The 23,494-nt window shown below is 69.5% G+C and carries 21 protein-coding genes and 2 pseudogenes; 11 read left to right on the top strand and 12 right to left on the bottom strand.

Annotated features, from left to right (window positions below):
* Window positions 1-56: 56 nt before the first annotated feature.
* The 3 genes from WBG99_RS22620 to WBG99_RS22610 form a co-directional block, all read right to left on the bottom strand.
* Window positions 57-914 (bottom strand): fumarylacetoacetate hydrolase family protein, encoded by an 858-nt coding sequence (locus WBG99_RS22620; protein WP_338898062.1) that lies wholly within the window; start codon window positions 912-914, stop codon window positions 57-59.
* A 167-nt stretch (window positions 915-1,081) separates the two neighbouring features.
* Complete coding sequence (locus WBG99_RS22615) at window positions 1,082-1,330, bottom strand: hypothetical protein (protein WP_338898061.1); 249 nt, start codon at window positions 1,328-1,330, stop codon at window positions 1,082-1,084.
* On the bottom strand, window positions 1,327-2,661 hold the full coding sequence (locus tag WBG99_RS22610) for a S8 family serine peptidase (RefSeq protein WP_338898060.1): 1,335 nt from the start codon (window positions 2,659-2,661) through the stop codon (window positions 1,327-1,329). The genes WBG99_RS22615 and WBG99_RS22610 overlap by 4 nt, the downstream gene beginning before the upstream one ends.
* A gap of 572 nt (window positions 2,662-3,233) precedes the next feature.
* On the opposite strand from WBG99_RS22610, the gene WBG99_RS22605 reads away from it, so the two are divergent.
* From WBG99_RS22605 to WBG99_RS22590, 4 genes and pseudogenes are all read left to right on the top strand, one after another.
* Window positions 3,234-4,775, top strand: a complete 1,542-nt coding sequence (locus WBG99_RS22605) for a glycoside hydrolase (RefSeq protein ID WP_338898059.1) — start codon at window positions 3,234-3,236, stop codon at window positions 4,773-4,775.
* 160 nt (window positions 4,776-4,935) lie between these two features.
* Window positions 4,936-5,946 (top strand): SEC-C domain-containing protein, encoded by a 1,011-nt coding sequence (locus tag WBG99_RS22600; RefSeq protein WP_338898058.1) that lies wholly within the window; start codon window positions 4,936-4,938, stop codon window positions 5,944-5,946.
* A 10-nt stretch (window positions 5,947-5,956) separates the two neighbouring features.
* A pseudogene (locus WBG99_RS22595) lies at window positions 5,957-6,109 on the top strand (phosphohydrolase); the annotation flags it as partial.
* Window positions 6,110-6,319: 210 nt separating this feature from the next.
* Window positions 6,320-9,481 (top strand): DUF3427 domain-containing protein, encoded by a 3,162-nt coding sequence (locus tag WBG99_RS22590; protein WP_338898057.1) that lies wholly within the window; start codon window positions 6,320-6,322, stop codon window positions 9,479-9,481.
* 4 nt (window positions 9,482-9,485) lie between these two features.
* Here WBG99_RS22590 and WBG99_RS22585 read toward each other — a convergent pair whose 3' ends face one another.
* Window positions 9,486-10,130: an ATP-binding protein gene (locus tag WBG99_RS22585; protein WP_338900443.1), complete on the bottom strand. Its 645-nt coding sequence runs from the start codon at window positions 10,128-10,130 to the stop codon at window positions 9,486-9,488.
* A 235-nt stretch (window positions 10,131-10,365) separates the two neighbouring features.
* Between WBG99_RS22585 and WBG99_RS22580 the strand changes: the two genes are divergently transcribed.
* The 5 genes from WBG99_RS22580 (at window position 10,366) to WBG99_RS22560 (ending at window position 13,858) form a co-directional block, all read left to right on the top strand.
* Window positions 10,366-11,214: a helix-turn-helix transcriptional regulator gene (locus WBG99_RS22580; protein ID WP_338898056.1), complete on the top strand. Its 849-nt coding sequence runs from the start codon at window positions 10,366-10,368 to the stop codon at window positions 11,212-11,214.
* On the top strand, window positions 11,211-11,426 hold the full coding sequence (locus WBG99_RS22575; RefSeq protein WP_338898055.1) for a DUF397 domain-containing protein: 216 nt from the start codon (window positions 11,211-11,213) through the stop codon (window positions 11,424-11,426). Before WBG99_RS22580 ends, WBG99_RS22575 begins: the two co-directional genes overlap by 4 nt.
* A 372-nt stretch (window positions 11,427-11,798) precedes the next feature.
* Window positions 11,799-12,332, top strand: coding sequence for a helix-turn-helix transcriptional regulator (locus WBG99_RS22570; RefSeq protein ID WP_338898054.1), 534 nt, complete (start codon window positions 11,799-11,801; stop codon window positions 12,330-12,332).
* 159 nt (window positions 12,333-12,491) lie between these two features.
* The gene (locus tag WBG99_RS22565; protein WP_338898053.1) at window positions 12,492-12,866 is read left to right on the top strand and encodes a peptidase inhibitor family I36 protein; all 375 of its coding nucleotides are present in this window, start codon (window positions 12,492-12,494) and stop codon (window positions 12,864-12,866) included.
* Between the two features lie 14 nt (window positions 12,867-12,880).
* Window positions 12,881-13,858: a hypothetical protein gene (locus WBG99_RS22560; RefSeq protein WP_338898052.1), complete on the top strand. Its 978-nt coding sequence runs from the start codon at window positions 12,881-12,883 to the stop codon at window positions 13,856-13,858.
* A 280-nt stretch (window positions 13,859-14,138) separates the two neighbouring features.
* On the opposite strand, the gene WBG99_RS22555 is transcribed toward WBG99_RS22560, so the two are convergent.
* Together WBG99_RS22555 and WBG99_RS22550 are read right to left on the bottom strand one after the other, a co-directional pair.
* Complete coding sequence (locus WBG99_RS22555) at window positions 14,139-14,561, bottom strand: Hsp20/alpha crystallin family protein (RefSeq protein WP_338900442.1); 423 nt, start codon at window positions 14,559-14,561, stop codon at window positions 14,139-14,141.
* A pseudogene (locus WBG99_RS22550) lies at window positions 14,561-15,352 on the bottom strand (helix-turn-helix domain-containing protein); the annotation flags it as partial. The gene WBG99_RS22555 and the pseudogene WBG99_RS22550, both read right to left, overlap by 1 nt.
* Before the next feature lie 24 nt (window positions 15,353-15,376).
* Between WBG99_RS22550 and WBG99_RS22545 the strand changes: the two are divergent.
* Window positions 15,377-15,940: a protease gene (locus WBG99_RS22545; protein WP_338898051.1), complete on the top strand. Its 564-nt coding sequence runs from the start codon at window positions 15,377-15,379 to the stop codon at window positions 15,938-15,940.
* On the opposite strand, the gene WBG99_RS22540 is transcribed toward WBG99_RS22545, so the two are convergent.
* Together WBG99_RS22540 and WBG99_RS22535 are read right to left on the bottom strand one after the other, a co-directional pair.
* Window positions 15,873-16,481 carry a hypothetical protein gene (locus WBG99_RS22540; protein ID WP_338898050.1) on the bottom strand — a complete coding sequence of 203 codons (609 nt, stop codon included), beginning with the start codon at window positions 16,479-16,481 and terminating at the stop codon, window positions 15,873-15,875. The genes WBG99_RS22545 and WBG99_RS22540 overlap by 68 nt on opposite strands.
* A gap of 120 nt (window positions 16,482-16,601) precedes the next feature.
* A complete protein-coding gene (locus tag WBG99_RS22535) occupies window positions 16,602-17,918 on the bottom strand; it encodes a DUF445 domain-containing protein (protein WP_338898049.1) in 1,317 nt (438 codons plus the stop codon).
* 310 nt (window positions 17,919-18,228) lie between these two features.
* On the opposite strand from WBG99_RS22535, the gene WBG99_RS22530 reads away from it, so the two are divergent.
* Window positions 18,229-19,503 carry an SGNH/GDSL hydrolase family protein gene (locus WBG99_RS22530; RefSeq protein WP_338898048.1) on the top strand — a complete coding sequence of 425 codons (1,275 nt, stop codon included), beginning with the start codon at window positions 18,229-18,231 and terminating at the stop codon, window positions 19,501-19,503.
* 48 nt (window positions 19,504-19,551) lie between these two features.
* Here WBG99_RS22530 and WBG99_RS22525 read toward each other — a convergent pair whose 3' ends face one another.
* Genes WBG99_RS22525 through WBG99_RS22510 form a run of 4 tightly spaced genes read right to left on the bottom strand, consistent with a single transcriptional unit; the run spans window position 19,552 to window position 23,154 of the window.
* Entirely contained in the window at window positions 19,552-20,400 is an 849-nt protein-coding gene (locus WBG99_RS22525) for a DUF1707 domain-containing protein (protein WP_338898047.1), read from the bottom strand.
* Between the two features lie 53 nt (window positions 20,401-20,453).
* Window positions 20,454-21,452, bottom strand: a complete 999-nt coding sequence (locus WBG99_RS22520) for an ATP-binding cassette domain-containing protein (RefSeq protein WP_338898046.1) — start codon at window positions 21,450-21,452, stop codon at window positions 20,454-20,456.
* A 6-nt stretch (window positions 21,453-21,458) separates the two neighbouring features.
* The gene (locus WBG99_RS22515; RefSeq protein WP_338898045.1) at window positions 21,459-22,361 is read right to left on the bottom strand and encodes an ABC transporter permease; all 903 of its coding nucleotides are present in this window, start codon (window positions 22,359-22,361) and stop codon (window positions 21,459-21,461) included.
* The gene (locus WBG99_RS22510) at window positions 22,354-23,154 is read right to left on the bottom strand and encodes an ABC-2 family transporter protein (RefSeq protein WP_338898044.1); all 801 of its coding nucleotides are present in this window, start codon (window positions 23,152-23,154) and stop codon (window positions 22,354-22,356) included. Before WBG99_RS22510 ends, WBG99_RS22515 begins: the two co-directional genes overlap by 8 nt.
* Window positions 23,155-23,494 lie beyond the last annotated feature (340 nt).

The raw sequence follows: 23,494 nt of genomic DNA, 5'->3' as shown, positions 1-23,494 counted from the left end.
GCCGCCAACGCACCGCAGCCCGCACCCACCAGGCACCCGGCGCCGAAGCGGAGCGCCTACGCGTCCTTGAACTCCTGCCTCTGCCGCCCCAGCCCCTCGATCTCCAGCTCCACCACGTCCCCCGCCCTCAGGAACGGCTTCGGCTCGGGCTCCCCCAACGCCACCCCCGCGGGCGTACCCGTGTTGACGACGTCCCCGGGGTGGAGCGTCATGAACTGGCTGACGTACCGCACGACCTCACTCACCGCGAAGATCTGCTCGGCGGTGGTGCCGTCCTGCTTCAGCTCCCCGTTGACCCACAGCCGAAGCCCCAGATTCTGCGGATCCGGCACCTCGTCCGCCGTGACCAGCCACGGGCCGAGCGGATTGAACGTCTCGCAGTTCTTCCCCTTGTCCCATGTGCCGCCGCGCTCCAACTGGAACTCCCGCTCGGACACGTCGTGCGAGACGGCGTACCCGGCGACGTGCGCGAGCGCCGCCTCGCGGGACTCGACGTAACGGGCCGTACGCCCGATGACGACCGCGAGCTCGACCTCCCAGTCCGTCTTGGTCGACCCGCGCGGCACGAGCACGGTGTCGTGCGGACCGACGACCGTGTCCGCCGCCTTGAAGAAGACCACCGGCTCGGTGGGCGGCTCGGACCCGGTCTCGCGGGCGTGGTCGTGGTAGTTGAGCCCGATACAGACGATCTTGCCGATGCGGGCGAGGGGCGGCCCGATCCGCAGCCCGGTCGCGTCCAGGACGGGCAGCTCACCGCTCCCGGCCGCCGCCCGGACCCGGTCGAGCGCCGCCTCGTCCGCGAGCAGCGCGCCGTCGATGTCCGCCACGACCGCCGACAGATCCCTCAGGGCCCCGTCGGCGTCGAGCAGCGCGGGCCGCTCCGCGCCCGCCGTACCGACTCGCAGCAGCTTCATGGTCGTCTCTCCCTCGATCGTCCACCGCGCCCGACCGATGGGTGCAGCCATCGGAGGACTGGTCGATCCTCCAAGGTCACCGGCCGCTCCGCAATACCCGGTTCACCCAGTGGACCGCCCCGCCCCGCGTGGCAGAGAGCGCTCCGGGCCCGGGGCGTCTGTCCGGCTCACTGGATCGGGGAGTCGGGCGGGGGGAGTCGGACGGTGCGCTCCGGATCGAGGGACTCGACACCGTCGATCGCCTCCAGGGCGGGGATCCGTTCCTCCGCGACGGTTCCGGAGAGCGTGCCGACGACCGGCTGCTCGCCCGTGACCGTCAGTCCGGCCCGCCGTAGGGCCTCGCCGACTTCCGCGAACCGGTCGGGGTCGACCGCGAGGATGACCCCGACCGGTGCGGACCGGGAGGACTCGTTCACGGGGTCTGGAGCAGACCCGCGCCGATGTCCCGGACGGGCTGCGTCAGCGGGAACGCACCGGAGAGCAGGGCGGCCTTGAGATCGGCCGCGGAGGCCCCGGGGTTCGCCTGCGCGAGCAGGGCGAGGACACCCGCGACATGCGGCGTGGCCATGCTGGTACCGCTCAGGTGCTGGTGCCCGCCGCCAGGGGCGGCCGAGCGCACGTCCCTGCCGGGCGCGGCGATGTTGACTTCACCACCCTGGCTGTTGATGCCGCCGTTGGAGAAGAACGACGGGGTCAGCGCCTTGTCGAGCGCGGCCACCGCGAGGATGGAGGGGCAGTTGGCGGGCCGGCTGACGGGCTCGATCTGCGGGGGTCTACTGCTGTCGTTGCCCGCGGCGGCGACGATCACCGTCCCGCGCTCAAGCGCGCGCTGGGCCAGCTTCTCGTACGTCTGCGGGAACAGCTCACCCGGCCGGACCCGGCCGCCGAGCGACATGGAGATCACCCGTGCGCCGCGGGCGACGGCCCAGGCCATGCCCGCCAGGATCTGGCCGTCGGAGCCGCTGCCCGCGTTGCTGAGCACCTTCACCGCGAGGACCCGGGCGTCGCAGGCCACGCCGTAGCGGGGGCCCTGCTGGGGGTTGGCCGGGCCAGCGGCGGTGCCGATGCAGTGCGTGCCGTGGCCGTTGCCGTCCTCGACGCTCTCACCAGGCACGAAGGAAGCCGTCTCCTCGATGCGCCCGGCCAGGTCCGGGTGGTCGGTGTCCACACCGGTGTCGAGGACGGCGATCTTCACATCGCGGCCGGTCAGCCCGGACAGGTTGGCTCGGATCGCCTGGAGCCCCCAGGTCATCTGCTGCTCGTCCCAGGCCGGCCCCTGCGACGCGGCGGCTTCGGCCTGGGAATGGCGGGTGACCACTTCCTCGTCACTGCGGTAGGCGGGGAAGAACTCGGTCGGCGCCTGCTGCGAGGCTGTGATCGGCATGGCGTAGACCATGCGCTCCGGCTCCGCCGCGATGATCGAGGATTCCGCCTCGCACGTGGTCACCAGCGCGTGGCGCTGTTCGGGCCGTACCTCGACGACGGCGGCGCCGAGTTCCTCGAAGAGCACCGAGACGTCGGGGCGCTCGAGCATCTCGGAGACGTGCGCGGTCTCGGTTCCCCGGACATGTTCGACCGGTGCGATGTCGGCGGAGGAACGCAGTGCGTTCAGTCCGCTCTCCTGGTTGTTCGGATCGAGCAGGACCACGTACCGGCCGGTGTACTCCGTTCCCCGGCCCGAGGCGGAGCCATTGGGCCGACCGGGCTGCTCGCCGAAGGCGCGCCTGTCCATGGGGCCGTTCGCCATTGGATTTCCCGCTTTCTGTGCGCTACCCCCGAGGGTTCGTGGACGCGCGTCGACTTCACGGAGCGCTGGATGCCGAGAGTGCGCCAGGTTGGTGGGCGCGGCCGAACCGCGCGTCGACGCGCGGCGCCGTCGACTCTGGCAAGGCGGTTCCTTACTGGACCGTCGCCTCCGCGAGGCGCCTCGAACACCGTCGCACCGGTCGCGGAGGTCGGCAACACAGCGCCGCCGCCCGGGGCAGGAGCCACGGCCCGCCCCCGCACTTCTTGTCGAGAACGTCCGCCCGCCCGATCGCCTCGGCGACGGGTACCCGCAGGTCGAGGCGGGGGAGGGCGAAGACTTTCATCTGCCCTTCTCACAACCCGTGAAAGAAATCGCAGAAAGCGCTGTCATAACTCTCGACAACCTCACGGTTCACCCCCGACTCTTCCGATGGCCCTTCTGATCCCCGTCAGAAGGTGACCGCACTGCCGTCCCTGGCCCCGTCCTTCCTCTCCCCTCCCCGCGTCTCTACTCCCCCGGCACCCGCATCCCCCGCTTCTCCCCTCCCTGACACCCGCATCCCCGGAGCTGACATGACCGCAGCGCCACCCGCACCCCGGAACCCCGAGCACCCCGACTCCCCCACGGCCCACTCCCCGGCGTTCGGCCGCAGAGCCCTGCTGGCCGCGGCCGGCGGCGCGCTCGCGGGCACCGCCCTCGGCACGGGCACCGCACACGCGGACGCGACCATCGCGATCAACCCGGGAACGGGATACGGCACCTGGGAGGGCTGGGGCACCTCGCTCGCCTGGTGGGCGAACGTCTTCGGCGCCCGGGACGACTTCGCCGACCTGTGGTTCACCACCAGGACGACGACGTACAACGGCACGGCCCTGCCCGGCCTGGGCATGAACATCGCCCGCTACAACCTCGGCGCGTGCAGCTGGAACAGCGTCAACGGCGAGTCGATGGTCGAGTCCCCCAACATCCCCGCCTTCAAGCAGATCGAGGGCTTCTGGCAGGACTGGAACAACGAGGACCCGACGTCCTCGGCCTGGGACTGGACGGCGGACCCGAACCAGCGCGCGGCCCTGACGAAGGCGGTGGCGCGAGGCGCGACCACCGAACTCTTCGCGAACTCCCCGATGTGGTGGATGTGCCTGAACCACAACCCCTCGGGCGCCTCGGGCGGCGGTAACAACCTCCAGTCCTGGAACTACCGCCAGCACGCCTCCCACCTGGCGGCGGTGGCTCTGCGCGCGAAGAACGACTGGGGCGTGGACTTCGCGACGGTCGACCCCTTCAACGAGCCGGCCGCGTCGTGGTGGACGGCGACCGGCAAACAGGAGGGCTGCCACATGGATCCGGCCGTCCAGGCCGCCGTACTCCCGTACATGCGCAGCGAACTGGACAAGCGCGGCCTGTCCTCCGTCCGCATCGCCGCCTCCGACGAGACGAACTACGACACGGCCCGCTCGACCTGGAACTCCTTCGGCTCCTCGACGAAGTCCCTGGTCAGCCAGGTGAACGTGCACGGCTACCAGGGCGCGGGCGGCCGTAGGGACCTCCTCTACACAGACGTGGTCACGGGCTCCGGCAAGAAGCTCTGGAACTCGGAGACGGGCGACAGCGACGCGACCGGCTGGACCCTGGCCCGCAACCTCTGTTACGACTTCCGCTGGCTCCACCCCACGGCCTGGTGCTACTGGCAGGTGATGGACCCCACGGTCGGCTGGGCCATGATCGCCTACGACGCGAACACCCTCCAGCCGACGACGGTCCAGACCAAGTACTACGTGATGGCCCAGTTCAGCCGCCACATCCGCCCAGGAATGACGATCCTGGACACGGGCTCCAGCTACACGGCGGCGGCGTACGACGCGTCGGCCCGCCGCCTGGTGATCGTCGCGATCAACACCTCCACCTCGGCCCAGACCCTCACCTTCGACCTCTCCCGCTTCACGACGGTGACCGGCGGCACGAACGGCCTGGTCCCCCGCTGGAACACCCACACCTCGGGCGGCAGCGACCGCTACCGCGCGTACACGGACACCCGCCTGAGCGGCAAGTCGGTGGCGGTGCCGTTCGCGGCGGGCGCGGTACAGACGCTGCAGATCGACGGAGTGACGATCTGACGCGATCTCCCGACCGCGCTCACGGGCACCCTCTACCGCACGCCCCTTCCCCTCCCCCGCCTCCCACCCCCACGCTCGTGCCGCACCGAGCCGGGGGCGGGGGCACCCCTGGCCTGCGCATACCTGCCCCCCGTCCCCTATCGGCAGTACGGTGTCGTCCATGCGCCCCGACACGCCTGCCGAGAACGTCGACCACTCCGCCGAAGCGGCCCGCCTGGAGCGAACCGCCGACCTCTACCCCGAGGACGCCGAACACCTCCTCCTCCAGGCCGCCGCCCACCGCGAGCTGTCCGGCGACCGCCCCACCGCGACCGCCCTCTACGACCGCCTCCTGTCGTCCTCCACCCCCCTGGAGAACCCCCACCTCGTACGAGCCCTGAAGGCCTCCAACCTGTGGGAGTACGGCCACGAGGCCGAGGCCCGAGCGATCATCGACGGTGTCCGCGCATCAGCCCCCCGAGACCCGGCCCCCTGGGTGATCGTCGCCGAGGCCCTGGAATCCCACGACGAGCTGGAAGCGGCCCAGGACACCTTCAGCTCAGCCGTGACCCTCCTCCTGGCAGACGTCCCGGAGCCCCCGTACGCGACCCGCGCGCTGCTGTTCGGCCGTCACAGGGTCCGCCGCATGCTGGGCGCGGCGCACGACGAGTGGGACGCGGTGGCCGACACCCTGCACTCCTCCTCGATCTCCCTGGACGAACTGCACGACCCCAAGCGCGTCTGGTCCCTGGGCTCCGACAACCCGGCGGAACTCCAGGCCGAAATCTCCCGCCTCCGGGCGGAGTTGGGCAGCTACCGCGAGGCGCTGTCCCGCCCCTTCCCGGTGGCCGTCCTCCACTGGCCGGCGGACGAACTGGCGGAGCTGCTGGGGGCGTTTCCAGGCCTGGCCGCGGAATACCCGTCCCACGGGGAGCACCTCGCGACGATAGAGGCCTCGCTGCGGGAGCTGGCGTCGTCCGGCACCCCGAACCTCGGCATCGTGACCGGCACGGTCCCGTCCTACGAGGCCTTCGCCGCGTCGGAGGGCTCGTCCCCGGCCGACACGATCCTGCTCCCGCAGTACGCGACGACACTGGCGGCGCGGGGGCTGGCTGTGGCTTGGCCGCCGCAGCGGGGGGCGGGGTGTTGGTGTGGGTCGGGGCGGGGTTATGAGGGGTGTCACGGGGCCTAGGGACACGGAGATGACCGTGCCTGGGTGGGCGTACGACATCACGGCGTCCCTGCTCGCGGAGCCTCTGCCGCGCCGGTGGGCTCACACGCGCGGAGTGGCGGCTCGGGCCAAGTCCCTAGCCCCATTCCTCGGCGACGATGCCGAGACTCTGGAAGCAGCTGCGGATTGCTGTGGCGATCCCGTTCTTGCCAGCGAGTTCCCGTCGAGGTGCACGTGGAGAGAGCTCCACACGATCGAGCACGTCATCCACGGGTTCAACTCGTAGATCAACAGCGCGAGCGGGGAGACCGCCAGCGTCAGCAACTCCCCGGCGGAGTGTCAGTGGGCCCTGTTGCACATGGGCATAGCCGTCTGAGCGATCGAAGGAGCCTGCGTGTCTGAGTCGGGAGGCCTGTCACACCCCGTCGCGGGTGTGTACGAGGAACTCATCACGCTGCGGTGCGAGCAGCAGTTGAAGGAGCTCTCGAGCCTCGGATGGCACCCAGTGAGCGACACCTTGGGAGCAGAATCGGTACCGCACGTTCTGGCAAGGCACGTCGCGACGACCGTACGACGCGTGCTGCTCGGCATTCCTGTCGAGGAGCGGGTGCACGCGGCGAACCACATCCTGGAATCCATCAGCACGCTCAAGGGAGCTCAGGAATGGGTGGACCTGGTCGCGGCAGGCCCGCGCCAGCTTCTGGCGCTGGCTCGGCAGGAGGCCCCTGGCGTCTTCGCCGTACGCCCGGGTATCCCGCTCTCCGATACCGCCCTCATCACCAACTCGCCGGAAGACCCCAGCCTCGGCTTCGAGTTGCGTGCCGAGCTTGCCACCGCTGACCGCATAGACCTGCTCTGCGCCTTCGTGAAGTGGCACGGTCTGCGCATCATCGAGCAGTCTCTGCAGGCGGCCCGTGAGCGGGACGTGCCGATACGCGTCATCACGACGACCTACATCGGGGCGACAGAACGGCGCGCACTGGATCGGCTAGTGCGGGAGTTCAACGCCGAGGTCAAGGTCAACTATGAGACGAGGTCGACGCGGCTCCACGCCAAGGCATGGCTGTTCCGGCGGAAGAGCGGCTACGACACGGCGTACGTCGGCAGCTCCAACCTCTCCAAGGCCGCGCTGCTCGATGGGCTGGAGTGGAACGTCCGGCTGTCGTCCATCGCCACACCCGACGTTCTGCGCAAGTTCGACGCGACCTTCGAGGCATACTGGAGCGACCCCTCCTTTGAGCTGTACGACCCGGACACCGACGGCGCTCGACTCCAGGAAGCGTTGGCCATCGCCGGGGGCACGTCGAATACCTCGGCCGCGGATCGCAGAATCACTCTGTCCGGTCTCGAAGTACGCCCCTACGCCCATCAACGCGACATGTTGGAGCGACTCGAAGTCGAACGGGAGGTGCATGACCGGCACCGGAACCTGCTGGTTGCGGCGACAGGCACCGGCAAGACCGTGATGGCAGCACTGGACTACAAGCAGTTGCGCAAGAAGCACGGCCGTGATCTGCGACTGCTGTTCGTCGCTCATCGCAAGGAAATTCTCCAGCAGTCCCTGCGGACCTACCAAGACGTCTTGGTTGACGCGAATTTCGGCGAATCCCTGCACAGTGGTGAGATTCCGGAGCGCTGGGCACATGTATTCGCCAGCGTGCAGTCACTGAACGCGCGCGCATTGGACCGGCTTGCTGCCGCTCACTTCGATGTGATCGTGATCGACGAGTTCCACCACGGGACTTCGCCGACGTACCGGAAGATCCTCGATCATTTCGAACCACTGGAGCTGCTTGGGCTGACCGCGACTCCCGAGCGCATGGACGGCAAGAACATCCAGGACGAGTTCTTCGATGGGCGCATCGCTGCCGAGATGCGGTTGTGGGAGGCCTTGGAGAATGACCTACTTAGCCCCTTCCACTACCTCGGCATCAGCGACAACACCGACCTGAGTGCGGTGAAGTGGCATCGCGGAGCGTACGACGCAACCGCGCTGAGCGATGTGTTGTCCGCCAACCACGCGCGGGCGCTCCTGGTCTTGAAGGCCGTTGAGGAGAAAGTCGCCGATCCGAGTGCCATGCGCGCTTTGGGCTTCTGCGTTTCTGTTGCGCACGCGCATTTCATGGCGGAGTCCTTCCGCAAGGCCGGCCTCAACGCCGTTGCCGTGTCTGCCGGGACCCCTGCCGATGAGCGCAAGCAGGCGCTGGCTGACCTCACATCCGGGGCGTTGCAGGTGATCTTCTCGGTCGACCTCTTCAACGAGGGCCTAGACATCCCCGACGTAGACACCCTGCTCTTGCTGCGCCCCACCTCCAGCGCAACGGTGTTCTTGCAGCAGCTCGGCCGAGGTCTCCGCCGTACCGAAAACAAGGCGGTGCTGACCGTGCTGGACTTCATCGGCCAGCACCGCAAGGAATTCCGCTTCGAGAACCAGTTCCGTGCCCTGACGAACCTGACCCGCAAGCGGCTCTTGGACAACATCGAGCACGACTTCCCACAGCTTCCGTCCGGCTGCCAGATCATCCTTGAGGAGAAGGCCAAGAAAACCATCATCGCCAATCTCAAGGACCAGATCGGCGTCAACGTCACGGCACTGGCGCGCGAGGTGGCAGATTACGCCGAGCCGAAGCTCAGCCGCTACCTCGAAGAGAGCGGACGCGAGCTCAGGGAGCTCTACCGGAGCAACGGGAACTCTTGGACGGGTCTACTCCGTCGCTCCGGCCTCCTGAAGGATGAGGCTCCGGAAGGCGAGGCCGCGCTACTCAAGCGCATCTCCGCGTTCCTCCACGTGGACGACCCGCTACGGGTCGCTGCATACAAGCGAATGTTGGAAGACGATGCCCCTGCCTACAGCACCCTTGACGAACAGGGACAGGCCTACGCCCGCATGCTCTTCTTCCAGTTGTGGCCACTCGGCGGCATCGTCCGCAAGGGGTACGTCAACTACGACGCCGGATTCGCAACCCTGCGCAAACAGCACGCCGTCCGTAGTGAGCTGCGCCAGGTGCTGGAGTACAACCTCGCCCGCACCGAGCACGTACCCATCCCTCTCTTGTGCTTGGGCGGTCAGAGCGGCGTCCCCCTTGCCGTGCACGCCTCGTACAGCCGCGAGGAGATCCTGCCTGCGCTGGGGCAGTCGTACATCGGCGGCTTCATGCCCGCTGACTTCCGCGAGGGCGTGAAGTGGTGCGACTCGATCAAGACGGACGCGCTCCTCATCACACTGGAGAAGGACGAGAAGGACTTCTCGCCGCAGACCAGGTACCACGACTACGCACAGAGCGAGACTCTCTTCCACTGGGAGTCCCAGAACCAGACTTCCGAGACCTCCCCCACTGGCTTGCGCTATCAGCGTCATGTCGCTGAGGGCAGCCACGTCCTGCTCTTCGTGCGCCGTTACAAGACCACCGACATAGGCAGCGCCCAGCCGTGGATACTGCTTGGTCCGGCGGAGTACGAGAAGCACACAGGTAGCAACCCGATGGCTATCACGTGGAAGCTGAAGCACGAGATCCCGGCGGACGTATGGACCTACTCGACAATCAAAGCCGGGTAGCGCCTCACGTCGAGTCACCCACCACCCCCGCTTCCGCTTCGAAGTGCATCTGGGCTCGGTCCAACGCATCATCCGCATCGCGGCCGTGCGCCCGGAGCCAGTGGAGAAGGTCAGCAATGGCACCGATCGCTGCCTCCTCTGCCGTGGCTGCGCTCAGCCGACCTGAGTCAACTGTTGGCAGCGGCTTCGCCCTGCCATAGAGGTCGAGCACCGCTTCCGCTCTTGTCACGTGAGATCCTCCGCGGTGGCCGTTCGGCGAGGTCAGGGTGGTGGGGAGCTCGCACCACGTCACCTTGCGGTCGGCGAGGAGTTGAACACCCCAGCGCTCGGCGACGGCATCGACAAGGGCCATGCCGCGCCCGGACTCCGAGTCGGAATCCGCGGCCATGAGCGCGGGCAGGGCCCGCGTGTCGGGGTCGTGGACCTCGATGCGCAGGTGAGTGCCGCTCATCGAGACCGCGAGTGTGGCCGGAGTGCCGTGACCGACATGCGTGATGACGTTCGACACGAGTTCGCTGACACAGAGTTGAGCCCCGTCGACGACTTCATGCAGCCCCCAGAGCCCCAGGTGGAGCCGCATGATGCGCCGCAGGACAGCGACTTCCTCGGGATCGGCCGTGAAGGTCACGTCCCACTGTTTCCGAGACATACACGGTTTCTGGATCACGAAGACCTCTCTGTCGCATGTCGACTCCGAGCCGACCTCACAGGATCAGCGGAGTGTCACGCCCGCTCACGGCGAGTGGCGTTGCCGCAAGAATGACGCCGGATCATCCCGGCGTGCAATGTGCACAGCGGGATTCCCACTTCCGAGTGATTGGCAGGCGCATCCCTTGGCGCGAGACTGAACGCCCGGTATTCGACAGATGGTTGAAAGGGTTGAGATGGCCGGTTCACCGACGGCGCGACGTCGCCGTCTCTCGATCGAGCTGAGGAAGCTTCGCGAGAAGAGCGGGCTCACGTGCGCCCAGGTCGGCACGGCGCTGGACTGGAGCGGCTCCAAAGTCAACCGGATGGAGACGGGCAGCGGCCGGGTCCAACCGTCCGACATCGATGCCCTCTGCCGGTTCTACGACACGAGCGACGAGCTGCGCGAATTCCTCAAGTCACTTGCCCGGCAGGCCAAGACACGCGGCTGGTGGCAGGAGCATGGGGCAGGCGTTCCCGAGTGGTTCAACATCTACATCGGGCTGGAGCAGGATGCCTCCGCGCTCCGCCAGTACCAGTGTGAGTTGGTGCCGGGCCTCATGCAGACCGAGGGGTACGCCCGCGAACTCCACACGACGGGTGCACACATGTCCGTCCAGGACATCGACAGAGCCGTACGCGTCCGCATGGAGCGTCAGGCCATGCTGGCTCGCCCCGACGCCCCCGATGCCTGGTTCATCGTGAACGAAGGTGCCGTGCGCAATGTCATCGGGGATCGGGCACTGATGCGGGAGCAACTCGAACGCGTCCTGGACTCTGCCGAGTTGCCGACCGTGACCCTGCAGGTCCTCCCCTTCGACTCAGGCACCTGTCCGTCCACGGGCTCGTTCACGATGCTCGGCTTTCCCGCCCCGGAAGACCCGGATCTGGTGTACCGGGACGGCATCACCGATGCCGTCTATCTCGAAGGCGAGCATCATGTTCGTGAGTACACCAGGGCGTTCGATGGCTTGCGAGCCGCAGCACTCAGTCCTCACCGCTCCGCCCAGTTGATCAAGTCCACCCTGAAGGAATTCGCCAGATGAGCATCGCAGAGGCCGGCGACGACGGTCGACCGACGTGGTTCACGTCGTCGTACAGCAACGGCGCAGGAGGCGAGTGCGTGGAGTGCGCGATAACCACCCACCGCATTCTTGTACGCGACTCCAAGGTCGTGGGAGGGCATGTGATCACCGTTCGAAGTGGCGCTTGGCGTTCCTTCGTTCAGGCCTTGGCCGGCAGAGGACCGGTGTGCTGACTTGGTGGATTCCGCAGGTTCCGGTTCAAACGTGCCCGAAGCGACTGCTCCACACGCTCAAGAGCGTCATCAACGGACTCAACACGTGGATCGACGGCACGAGTTGTAGAGGTCGGGACCGTCATACGCGCGACCGTGGTATGTCGCTCCGTGTAGTCGACGGCAGTGGTGCGAGTCACGCCGCCATCAGGGTTTCGTCGAATCACCGCAGTTCACGGCAGATGAGCGTAGGTCGCAGCAGATCACTCCAGATCGCCGCAGGTCCGTTTGGATCCCTTGAAATCGGCCGTGAAACGTCTGTCCCTCCGTCCCCACGACCCTGTTTCCTGACTGTGGGGGACCCACATGACCTAATGGGACACAGGGGGACGAATGAGTGAGCTGATAGCAGTGGAGATGCGCAGGCTGAAGGAGTCGTCGGGGCTCAGTTTCGCGAAGCTGGCGGCACGTACGCACTACAGCCGGTCGTCCTGGGAGCGGTTTCTGAACGGGAAGAAGCCGGTGCCCCGGGAGGCCGTCGAGCAGTTCGCCTCGGCGGTGGGGGCCGGGGCGGGGAGTCTGTTGTTGATGGAGGAGCCCGGGGGGAACCACCTCCCCCGACGACGGCGACCAGCGGCAACGGCAGCGAGAGAGGGCCCACCGTCGCCCGGCCTCGGTGAAGTTGTTCGCCGCGGGGGTCGCTGTGGGGGCGTTGGCCGTGGCCGCGGCCGGGTTGCTGGCGGAGCGCGGGGGTGTCGGGCGTCGGGCGTACGGGCCTTGTCCGTGCGCCTCCGATGTGCCCGGCGTCTCCCATGCCGTCTCGAACGCCGTCTCAGGCGTCCCGAACTGGCGCCAGCACGCATACGACGGGTGAGGCGGGAGGGGTGTCCGCGTCCCACGGCGTCCCGTCCCACTCGGCCCTACTGATGGGACGCCTGCTTCCTGAGTGAGGCTGCTGGCGAACGGGCGCCACCGGTGGTGGCCCTGTCGCGGGGAGTTCTCCGCGGTGCGGTCTCGGCAACGAGGTCTCACCAACGGGCTCTCAGCGGTTCTCAGCAGTGCTTTCTCAGAGTGGAGGAACTCGGAATGCATCGGATGCTCGTCCGGAGCGGCATCGCCCTCGGTGGTCTGGCCCTGGCCGCCGTCGGCACGCTGGCCACGGCCGCCCCCGCGAACGCCGCGTGGTCGGACTGTCCCTCCGGGGCGCTGTGCGCGTACCTGGGCACCTACGGCGCGGGAGACCCCGGGACCGTGTACGGCGACAACAACAACCTGCTCCAGTACAACAAGTTCAACAACGCCGAGTCGCTCTACAACAACGGCAACAACTGCAACGTCCGCATCTTCTCCGGACTGAACAAGACCGGTTCCAGCTACGTCCTCAACCGCGGCCGGACGAACCCGACCCTGGCCAACACCGTCTGGTGGCACAACGTCGCCTCCAACGACTGGTGCGTGTGAACCACCACGCCGGCATGCCCCGCGCACGACGTACCGCACGCACCGCGCGCACCACGGTGCTGACGGTCGCGATGCTCGCGGCGCTGGCCGTGGCCGGCTGCTCCCTCCCGGGAGCGGCCGGCCGCGAGCCGGTAGGCACGCCCGGCCCGCCTGACGTACGGCCGCTGTCCGGGGCCGCGTCCTTCCGGCACGCCGCGGCCGTACGCCTCCACGACCTGCAGGAACAGGTCATCGTGAGGTGCATGGCGGAGCACGGCCAGCGGTACACGGCACAGCCGCGTACGGCGTCCGCACGCGGCGAGGAGACCAATCCCTACGGGCTGTTGACCGCCCGGCGGGCGGCGACGGACGGGTACGGCATCGTGGGCGAGTTCCTGCACGTGCGGTCCTCCCCGCCGCCCGCCGACGACGAGCCCCGCGACCCCGCGTGGCGGCGGGCCCTGCTGGGCACCGCCGCGCACCGGGTGTCGGTACCACTGCCGGACGGCTCCCATGTGGAGTACTCCGAGGACGGCTGTGTCACTCAGGCCCGTGTCGAGGTCTACGGCGCCGCGTGGGACCGCACGGAGCCCGTGGTCGCGGTGCTGTCGGCCCGGGTGCTGACCGCCGTGGAGAAGGATGCCGACTACCGTGCGGCAGTGCGGCGTTGGTCCTCCTGTATGGAGGAGGCGGGACATCGCGCGGCCGACCTCCAGGCGGTACGGGAGCGGTTGAACCGCCGTCTGCCGAAGGCCTCCGGCGATCCGGCCTCGCTGACGGCACTGGGGCGGGAGGAGATCCGTACGGCGGAGGCAGACGCGCGGTGCCAGGCGGCGACGGAGCTCGCCGAGGCCGTGGGCAAGGTGCAGCGCTCGGTGGAGAAGCGGGTGCTCGGGTCGGACGACCGCAAGGTGGTCGCGCGCCATGTCGCGGCGAAGCGAGCGGTACTCAAGAAGTTGGGCTCCGGCGCAGCCGCCGAGGCGTCGAACGCCGAAGGACAAAGCGTCAACTAGTGCCGCGCGGCAGGCGACGTTCACCCGTGAAGGAGCGGCGTCCGGTGCGTGCTCTCGGTGTGCCGGTGGTGATGGCGACCATCGGCCGATGGTGTCATCCGATCCGCTGTCGCGCCGATGGTCTTATCCGATCCGCTGTCGCGGGGACGGTGTCATCCGATCCGCTGCCGCGGGGATGGCGGCCCCGCGCTCACGCACCCCGAGCGTCGTGGCGACACGCGCTCGGGGTGCGTGCCCGGGGCCGCCTGGAAGTGGCCGACGAAAGCCGACCGTCTCCGGGTCAGCGGTCGAGCTGCCGCCGCTCGTCGCCGCCGCTGATCTGGATCTTGCGCGGCTTGGCCTTCTCCGCGATCGGGATGCGCAGGGTCAGGACGCCGGCCTCGTACGAGGCGTCGACGCGGTCGGCGTCGAGGGTGTCGCCGAGGAACAGCTGGCGGCTGAACGCTCCCGTGGGGCGTTCGGCGGCGACCAGCTCGGCGCTGTCCGGGGCCGGGGAACGGCGCTCGGCGCGGACGTTCAGGACGTTGCGCTCGACGTCCAGATCGATGGTCTCCGGGTCCACGCCCGGGAGGTCGAAGTGGACGATGAAGTCGTCACCGGACCGGTAGGCGTCCATCGGCATGACGGCGGGCCGGCTGTCGGAACCGAACACCTGCTGCGCGAGTCGGTCGAATTCGCGGAACGGGTCGGTACGCATGAGCATCACGGGTCACTCCTCTCGTGTGGCACTGGGTGCGATGCCCGGTAGTTTCTTCGACTTCTTATATAGCTCGAAGGAGGAAACCTGACAACCCCTGACTCAGCTCTTTTGATGAGCGGCCCGGCCGTCCGCGGTGGCCCCTGAGGGCAGCCCGGGGGCTCACTCCCCCTGAACGCCCGCCGGTACGCGTACGGACTCGTGCCCACCACCCTCTTGAAGCGGTCACGGAAGGCCGTCGGGGAGCCGAAGCCCGCCTGGGTGGCGATGCGGTCGACCGTGTGGTCGGTGGACTCCAGGAGGTACTGGGCGCGGCGGACCCTCGCCCGGTGCAGCCACTGCAGGGGAGTCGTGCCGGTCTGTTCGCGGAAGCGGCGGTTCAGGGTGCGGGCGCTGGTGCCGGCGTGGAGGGCGATGTCGTCCAGGGTCAGGTCGCGTTCGACGTTCTCCTCCAGCCACCGCAGGAGGGGTTCCATGGTGGCTCCGGCGGGCGCCGACGGCTGGTCGTGGACGATGAACTGGGCCTGGCCGCCCTCGCGTTCGAGGGGCATGACGCACATGCGGGCGGTGAACGCGGCGACCGCCGAGCCGTGGTCCTTGCGGATCATGTGCAGGCACATGTCCATGGCCGCCGCCGCGCCCGCCGAGGTCAGGAACTGGCCGTTGTCGACGTAGAGGACGTTCGGGTCGACGGTCACCGCCGGATGGCGGGCGGCCAGGTCGGGGGCGGCGATCCAGTGGGTCGTGGCGCGCAGGCCGTCCAGCAGGCCCGTCGCCGCGAAGATGAACGCGCCGACACCCCCGCGTCCTACCGTGCACCCGTGACCAAGTTCCTGCTCTCCCTCCACGTCCTGGCCGCGATCATCGCCGTCGGGCCCATCACCGTCGCTGCCAGCATGTTCCCGCCGAGCGCGCGCAAGGCGCTGGCCGAACCCGGGAGCGAGCGGGCGGTGTCGGCCGTACGGCTGCTGCACCGGATCTGCCGGGTGTACGGCGGTGTCGGTATCGCCGTACCGGTGCTCGGGTTCGCCACGGCGATGAGCATGGGGGTGCTGACGGACGCCTGGCTGATCGTGTCCATGCTGCTGACCGCCCTCGCGGCCATGGTCCTGCTGGCGCTCGTGCTGCCCCGGCAGGAGGAGATCCTGGCGGGGATCGGCGCCGGGAGCGAGGGCGGAGAAGCGGACGGGAACACGGGCGGCACCGCCCCGACGCCGACGCCGACGCCGACCGCGGTCGGGGTCGGCGTCGGCGTCGGCGTCGGCGTCGGCGTCGGCGTCAAGGCCACCGCCCGACTCGCCATGTTCACCGGCGTGTTCAACCTCCTGTGGGCCACGGTGACGGTCCTGATGATCGTGCGCCCCGGCTCCACCACCGGGGCCTGAGAGCGCGGTCCGGGCCGGCCCCCGGCTCCCTGCCGACGGGCGCCCGCCGGCCCACTGCCGACCGGCCCGCCTGCTCACTACCGACCGGCCCGGACCAGCCACTCCTCCTCCACCGTCTCCACCGCCTCCCCCGGAAGGCCCGCGCCACCGACGCCGCCACCAGCACGCACGCGCCGGTCAGCAGGGTGAAGAAGGCCCAGGCGAGGGGCCACAGCGAGGCGTCCGCTGCGGGGTGGGCGCGGAAGGACGCGTACATCAGGGCCGTCGGCGGGACGGCGACCAGGAGCAACGGCCAGGCCAGGGCGTCCCGGTGGCCGAAGTAGGCCGCGAGGACCAGCAGGGCGAGGGCGAGGACGACGACCCCCGTGACGCTCACAGGGGTCGTCTCGATGTCGGAACCGGCCGTCTCCGGCCGGTTGCGGAGGTCCCAGGGCAGGCAGAGGAGGTACGCGACCGCGGCGAGGGCGGCGCCGAGCAGGCGGGTCAGCCAGCGTTCCGGCCAGGGGCGCGTGCGCAGGGGGCAGAGCAGCTTCTCGGTCATGCGTACGAGGATTCCCGGGCGGACGGCGGGCCGACAGAGTACGGGTACTCAGTCGGCCGTACGCCGGACGCACTCAGGGCGGGGACCACGCCCGGGCTGCCGGGAGGAGAGCCGTACGGCCTACGCCCCCAGCGCCCGCGCCACCGTGTAGATCAGCAGCCCCGCCAGCGAACCCACCACCGTGCCGTTGATACGGATGAACTGCAGGTCACGGCCGATGTTGGCCTCGATCTTCCTGGTCGTGTGCTCGGCGTCCCAGCTCGCCACGGTCTCGGTGATGAGGGAGGTGATCTCCTGACGGTACGTGGTCACGACGTGCACGGCCGCGCCCTCCACCCACCGGTCGACCTTGGCCTGCACGCCCGGCTCGGTCGCCATCCGCGCGCCCAGCGACAGCAGCGAGGACCGCACACGCAGCCGCAGCTCGCTGCGCTCGTCCTCGGCGGCGGACACGATCATCGACCGTACGGCCGTCCAGGCGGAGGCGATGAGGTCCTGGACCTCGCCCCGGCCGAGCACCTCGCTCTTCAGCCGCTCCACCCGCGCGCTGGTGTCCGTGTCGGACTGGAGGTCGGTGGCGAAATCGGTGAGGAACCGGTCGAGGGCACCACGCGCCGGGTGGGCGGGCGAGTCCCGCATCTCGGTGGCGAAGCGCAGCAGCTCCTTGTAGACCCGCTCGCCGACCTTGCGGTCCACGAACCGGGGGGTCCAGCCGGGAGCACCGCCCTCGACGGCGTCCATGACCTGCGCGTCGTGCAGGACCAGCCAGTCGTGGGCGCGGGTGCAGACCAGGTCGACGACCCGTCTGTGGCCGCCGTCGACCACGATCCTCTCCAGCATCTTGCCGATACCGGGCGCGATCTCCTGGGCGTTCGCCCGCCGGGTGATCGCCTCCCCGACCACGGCCTGCACGTCCGAGTCGCGCAGCACGGTCAGCGCGCCCCTGAGCGCGGTCGCCAGCTCCGCCGTCACCCGATCGGCGTTCTCCGGCTCGGCGAGCCACGCGCCGAGCCGACTGCCGATGCCGACGGCCCGCAGCCGTTGCCGTACGACATCGTCGGAGAGGAAGTTCTCCCCCACGAACTCGCCCAGCGAGACGCCCAGTTGGTCCTTCTTGGTGGGGATGATCGCGGTGTGCGGGATGGGCAGCCCGAGCGGATGCCGGAACAACGCGGTCACGGCGAACCAGTCCGCCAGCGCGCCCACCATGCCCGCCTCGGCCGCCGCCGCGACATAGCCCGCCCAGGCGCCCGCGCCCTCGTGCGAGGCCCACTCGGCCAACACGTACACCACCGCCACGAACAGCAGCAGCCCGGCCGCGGTGAGCTTCATCTGCCGGACGCCCCGCTGCTTCTCCTCGTCGGCGGCGCTGAAGGTGGTCATGGTGCGGTGCGAGACACGCGGCTCGGCGCTCTCTTCCGCTTTCGTACGGTCCATTCACTCCACCCGTCCCTGTCCCCCGTGCACATTGTCCCGTTCATCGACTGTTGGTGACGTACTCCATAGGCCTATTCACACGTACTCCTGGAACGGAACAGGAGTTCCCCGCGTCTGTCCGGGCGGGGGAACCGAGGGGGGTTCTCACAAGCCGCCCTGGCCCCATGCCGCATCATGGGGTGATCACATCGGAGCCTCGGGGCTCCACTGCCCGAGGAGTAACACACCGCATGACCAAGCGTCACGCCGGGGGCGTGGGGGCCTCCCCACGAGGCACGGCGCACTTCTGGCGGCCGTCGCCGCCCTGGTCGTGGCCGTCTCGGCCGCGATATACGTCGGCGTCGGCATCGACGGCGGCGACCGGCGACCGGCGACGTTCGCCCGCGCACCGCACAACAGCGCCGCCCCCGCCTCCACCGGAGTCTGGGTCGGCGCCTGGGCCGCCTCACCGAGCGGGTCGGAACCGGGCACCGAGACCAACGGCCTCGCCGGCCACTCGGTGCGCAACGTCGTACACACCACGGCCGCCGGCACGAGTGCCCGCGTCACCCTGTCCAATCTCTACGGCCAGCAGCCGCTGACCATCACCCACGCCTCGCTCGCGGTCGCCGCCGCGCCGGACACCCCGGCCGCGGCGGCCGACACCATGCGCCGCCTCACCTTCGCCGGCAACCCGACGGTCGTCATCGCCGCCGGCCGGCAGGTGGTCAGCGATGCCGTGCGGGTGCCCATCCCGCACGGCGGCGACGTGCTCATCACCACCTACTCGCCCACCCCGTCCGGCCCCACGACCTACCACGCGCACGCCCGGCAGATCTCGTACACCGCCGAGGGCGACCGGACGGCGGACGTCACCGGGGAGCCGTACACCACCCAGACCCTGCACTGGCGTTACGTCACCGCCCTGGACGTGCTGAGCAACGAGTCCGACGGCACGGTCGTGGCCTTCGGCGACTCCCTCACCGACGGCATCTCCTCCACCGTCGGCGAGAACCGGCGCTGGACGGACGTCCTCTCCGACCGGCTGCACGCCGCCGCCGGCTCCTCCGACGCGCCGCGCTACAGCGTCGTCAACGAGGGCATCAGCGGCAACCGCGTCCTCACCGACGGCAACGGCCGCCCCGCCGAGAACCCCAGCGGCCTCTCCCGTTTCCAGCGCGACGTCCTCGGCCGTACCGGCGTCAAGGCCGTCGTCATCGACCTCGGCGTCAACGACATCCTCAGGAACCCCGGCCGGGCCGACCCCGAGGCCATCACCGCCGGCCTCCGCGAACTCGTCGACCGGTCCCACGCCCGCGGGCTCCGCGTCGTCGGCACCACCCTCATGCCCTTCCACGGCCACCGCGGCTACACCGACCAGCGCGAGTCCGTCCGCCAGGCCGTCAACGCCCGGATCCGCTCCGGCGACGTCTTCGACGCCTACGTCGACTTCGACAAGGCCCTGCGCGACCCGTACGACCTCCGCCGCCTCCGCTCCGACTACGACTCGGGCGACCACCTCCACCCGAGCGACAAGGGCTACGCACGGATGGGCGAGGTCTTCGACCTGGAGAAGCTGAAGGGTGCCGCTCCAGCAGAGCTGTGAGGGTCACCCCGGTTCACTGGAGCGCCCCTTCGGGGGCGCCTCCTCGGCCTAGTACTCCCGTTTCCGGCGCCGCTCCCGCTCCGATCGCATCGCCTCCCGCACCTGTTCCACGGCGTCGCGATGGGCCTCATGCATCGCATGCGTGTGATCGCGGTGGGGGGAGTGGAGTTCCCGCCGCGCTTCGCGCCGCGCCACCCGCCGCTCCCGCCGCTCCTGCCGCCGCGCCTCCTTCAACCGCTGCCGCTCGGCCTTCGGCAGCTTCCGCTCGACCCCGACGCCGCCCCAGAACGCGAACCCGGTGACGATCACCCGGGGGGCGCCCGGCTCGCCCGGCTCGCCCTCCTCCCGGTGGTCGAACCCGCCCATGATCCCGATCCCCCGGACCACGACCTCGACGCCCGGCGGCACGATCACATTGACCCCGCCCATGATCGCCACGCAGTTGATGGTGACCTCACGCTCCGCGAAGTACGCGTCCCGCAGATCCAGCTCGCCGCCGCCCCAGAACGCGAGGCAGTCGAAGCGCCGGGGCACCGTCCAGCGCCCCTTGCGCTCGAACCCGGACATGACCGCGACGCTCCACGTGGACGTGCCCTCACCGCCGACGACGCGCTCGGGCCAACCCGCGTTCTCCGCGGGCCCCTTGACCAGCGAGACCGCCGACGGCACGACGGCCGGCGGTGCCACGGCCCCCGCACCGGGCAGATCACGGGTGATCGGCGCCAGCTCTCCGTACGTCCGCGCCTTGTACGTCGCGTCGAGCCGCTCCTCGAACTCCTCCATGTCGAGCCGCCCCTCCGCGAGGGCGTCCCGCAGTTGTTCGCAGACGCGTTCACGATCGGCGTCGGAGGCACGAAGGTCCGCGGCAGCCGGAAGATCCGGCAAGTCGTCCGTCATACGATCAGCCTACGAGGAACCCCTACTCCCGGCTACGAGACGGCCGCATCGGGCTACGGCACGGCCTGACCCGTCTCCCCCACCCGCTCTGCCTGCTGCGCGTACATCCGGGCGATCACGGCCTCGATGTCCGGCTCCCGGACCGACAGGTCCACCAGCGGATACCGCGAGGCGATCCGCGCGACCAGCGGCGCCGCCGACTCCGACGCGGGGAAGGCGAGCCACTGCCGGGGCCCCTCGACCCGTACGACACGGGCGGGCTCGGCCTCGACCGGCGGGAGTTCGCGCTCCAGGTCGACGACGAGGGTGCGCTCGCTCTCGCCCACCTCGTGCAGCCCGGCCAGCGGGCCGTCGTACATCAGGCGCCCGTGGTCGATGACCATCACCCGGCGGCAGAGCTGCTCGATGTCCTGGAGGTCGTGCGTGGTGAGGAGCACGGTCGTGCCCTGCTCGGTGTTGAGGTTCCTGAGGAACTCGCGGACCCTGGCCTTGCTGATCACGTCGAGCCCGATCGTCGGCTCGTCCAGGTACAGCACCTCGGGGTCGTGCAGCAGGGCCGCCGCGATGTCGCCGCGCATGCGCTGGCCGAGCGAGAGCTGCCGTACGGGCACGTCCAGCAGGTCCGCCAGTTCGAGGAGTTCGACACAGCGATCGAGGTTCTGGCGGTAACGGGCGTCGGGGACGCGGTACATACGGCGCATCAGGCGGTAGGAGTCGATCAGCGGGAGGTCCCACCACAGGGTCGTACGCTGCCCGAACACCACCCCGATCCGCCGGGCGAGCCGCGTCCGCTCACGGGACGGGTCGATGCCGGCGACCCGCAGGCGTCCCCCGCTCGGCGTCAGAATGCCCGTCAGCATCTTGATGGTGGTGGACTTCCCCGCGCCGTTCGGCCCGATGTAGCCGACCATCTCGCCGCGCGCCACCGTGAAGGAGATCGAGTCGACGGCCCGCACCTCCCGCCGCTCCCGCCGCAGGAACCCGGTCTTCCTGCGGACGTCGAAGACCTTCTCGATCCGGTCGAGTTCGATGAACCGGTCGTCGTCGCTCATGTGTCCCTAACTCCCCGTGCTCCGATACGAACGCAGCCCCGCCCGCCACGCGACCCCCGCCAGCGCACAGCAGGCCACCCCGACCAGCGGTGGCGCGAACGCCAGCCAGGACGGTAGATCGAGCGGGTAGGGGCGGCCCAGGACGTAGAGCCCGGGCACCCAGTTGACGAAGGCGAGCGGCAGGACGAAGGTCACGCCGCGCAGCAGGTCCTTGGCGAAGAGGGCCGGCGGGTACTGCAGGAGGGTCGCGCCGCCGTAGGTGAAGGCGTTCTGCACCTCGGAGGCGTCCTGCGCGACGAACTGGAAGGCCGCGCCCCCGACGAACACCGCCGCGAAGATCAGCCCGCCGCTGCCCACCATCAGCGGGATCATCAGCACCTTGGCCGGGGTCCAGGCGATGTCGAGCGTCGTCAGGGCGTACCCGAGGACGAACAGCCCCTGGGTGACCCGGCCCAGGCGGCGCAGCGCGAACTTGTCGGCGGCGACCTGGGCGAGCACCGGGACGGGGCGGACCAGGAGGGTGTCCAGCGTGCCGTCGCGGACCCGGCGCCCGAGCCGGTCCATCGAACCGATCATCAGGTCCGCGAGCCCGAAGGCGACGGCGGAGGTGCCGTACAGCAGGGCGATCTCGGGCAGGGAGAAGCCGCCGAGCTCGTCGACCTGGGAGAACATCAGCAGGATCGCGACGAAGTCGAAGGAGGTCGCCGCGAAGTTGCCGAACGTCGTCATCGCGAAGGAGGCGCGGTAGGCCATCGTGGAACGGATCCACATGGCGGCGATCATGCGGTAGGCGCGCAGCCCGTCCCGTACACGGCGGTACGTGCCGTACTCGCCGAACGGGTCCTCCGTGCCCGCCTCCCGGACCGGTGCGACCGGGCGTCCGTCCGCGCGCTCGTCGAGGTCAGCCACCCTGGACCACCACCTTCCGCGTCGCCGCCGACTGGATCAGCCGCCCGACCGCCAGCAGCACCGCCGCCCAGGCGAGTTGGAAGGCGTACGTCCCCCAGGGGTCGGCCTCGCCCAGCAGGACGTCGGCGGGCGCCTGGAGCAGGGCGGACCAGGGCAGGGCGCGGGCGAGTTCGCCGAGGGCGCCCGGGAAGACGTTGAGCGGCAGCAGCATGCCGGAGAAGAAGACCCCGGTGAGCCAGGTGATCTGCATCGCTCCGGCGCCGTCGAGGAGCCAGAACGCCCACAGGGCGACGATGTACCGGATCGCGAAGCTGACCACGGCGCCCAGGGCGACCGCGACGAGACAGGCGAGCCAGGGCAGCGGGCCGGACGGCAGCGCCAGGTCGAAGAAGAGCGCGCCGCACATCATGGGGACGACGCCCCGGCCGAGCAGTTGGAACAGGGCCCGGCCCAGGTCGGCGGCGAGCCACCACAGCTGGAGGTCGACCGGCCGGTACAGGTCCACCGCGATGTCGCCCGTGCGGATCCGCTCGATCAGCTCCTCCTCGAATCCCGCGCTTCCCAGCACCATCACCGCGAACATGGCCTGACCGACCCATACATAGGTGAGGGCCTGCGCCTGGTCGTAGCCGCCGAGGTGGGGCTTCTCGTGCCAGAGGGCCATGTAGGTGTATGCGAGGATGAAGCCGAAGACGGTGTTGGTGAACACCCCAGCCGCGGTGGCCACCCGATATGTCGCGTACCGCCTGAACCCACCGGCGGCGACGGCGGCGTACAACCGCCCTGTGCCCACGAGGAAACCCCCATCCGCTGCGCAGAGTTAGGCGAAAGGCCGAGGCCTGGACCGATTCGGGCCGAAGCGAAGGAGCCTAGTCCGCGGCCCAGGTGGCCTGCCACGCGTTTTCGGGGCGGACGGTGGTGCGCGGGGGGCGTGAGGGGCACGTTCCTCGATCCGGGAACGGATCGAACGGTACGAGAGTCTTTACTCAGGGGCGCAGAACCGGCCCGGAGTGGGCGCAAGGCGTACGAGTCCGTACGGAAATGAACGTACGACGCGAAAACAGGAGTACGGCAGCACGATGAGCGACGAGCCGCAGCCGAAGCGGAACGGCCCGGCCTGGGCACCGAGAGAT

Source organism: Streptomyces sp. TG1A-60, from assembly GCF_037201975.1.
GTDB lineage: Bacteria > Actinomycetota > Actinomycetes > Streptomycetales > Streptomycetaceae > Streptomyces.
This window is presented reverse-complemented; position numbering and strand designations above follow the sequence as displayed.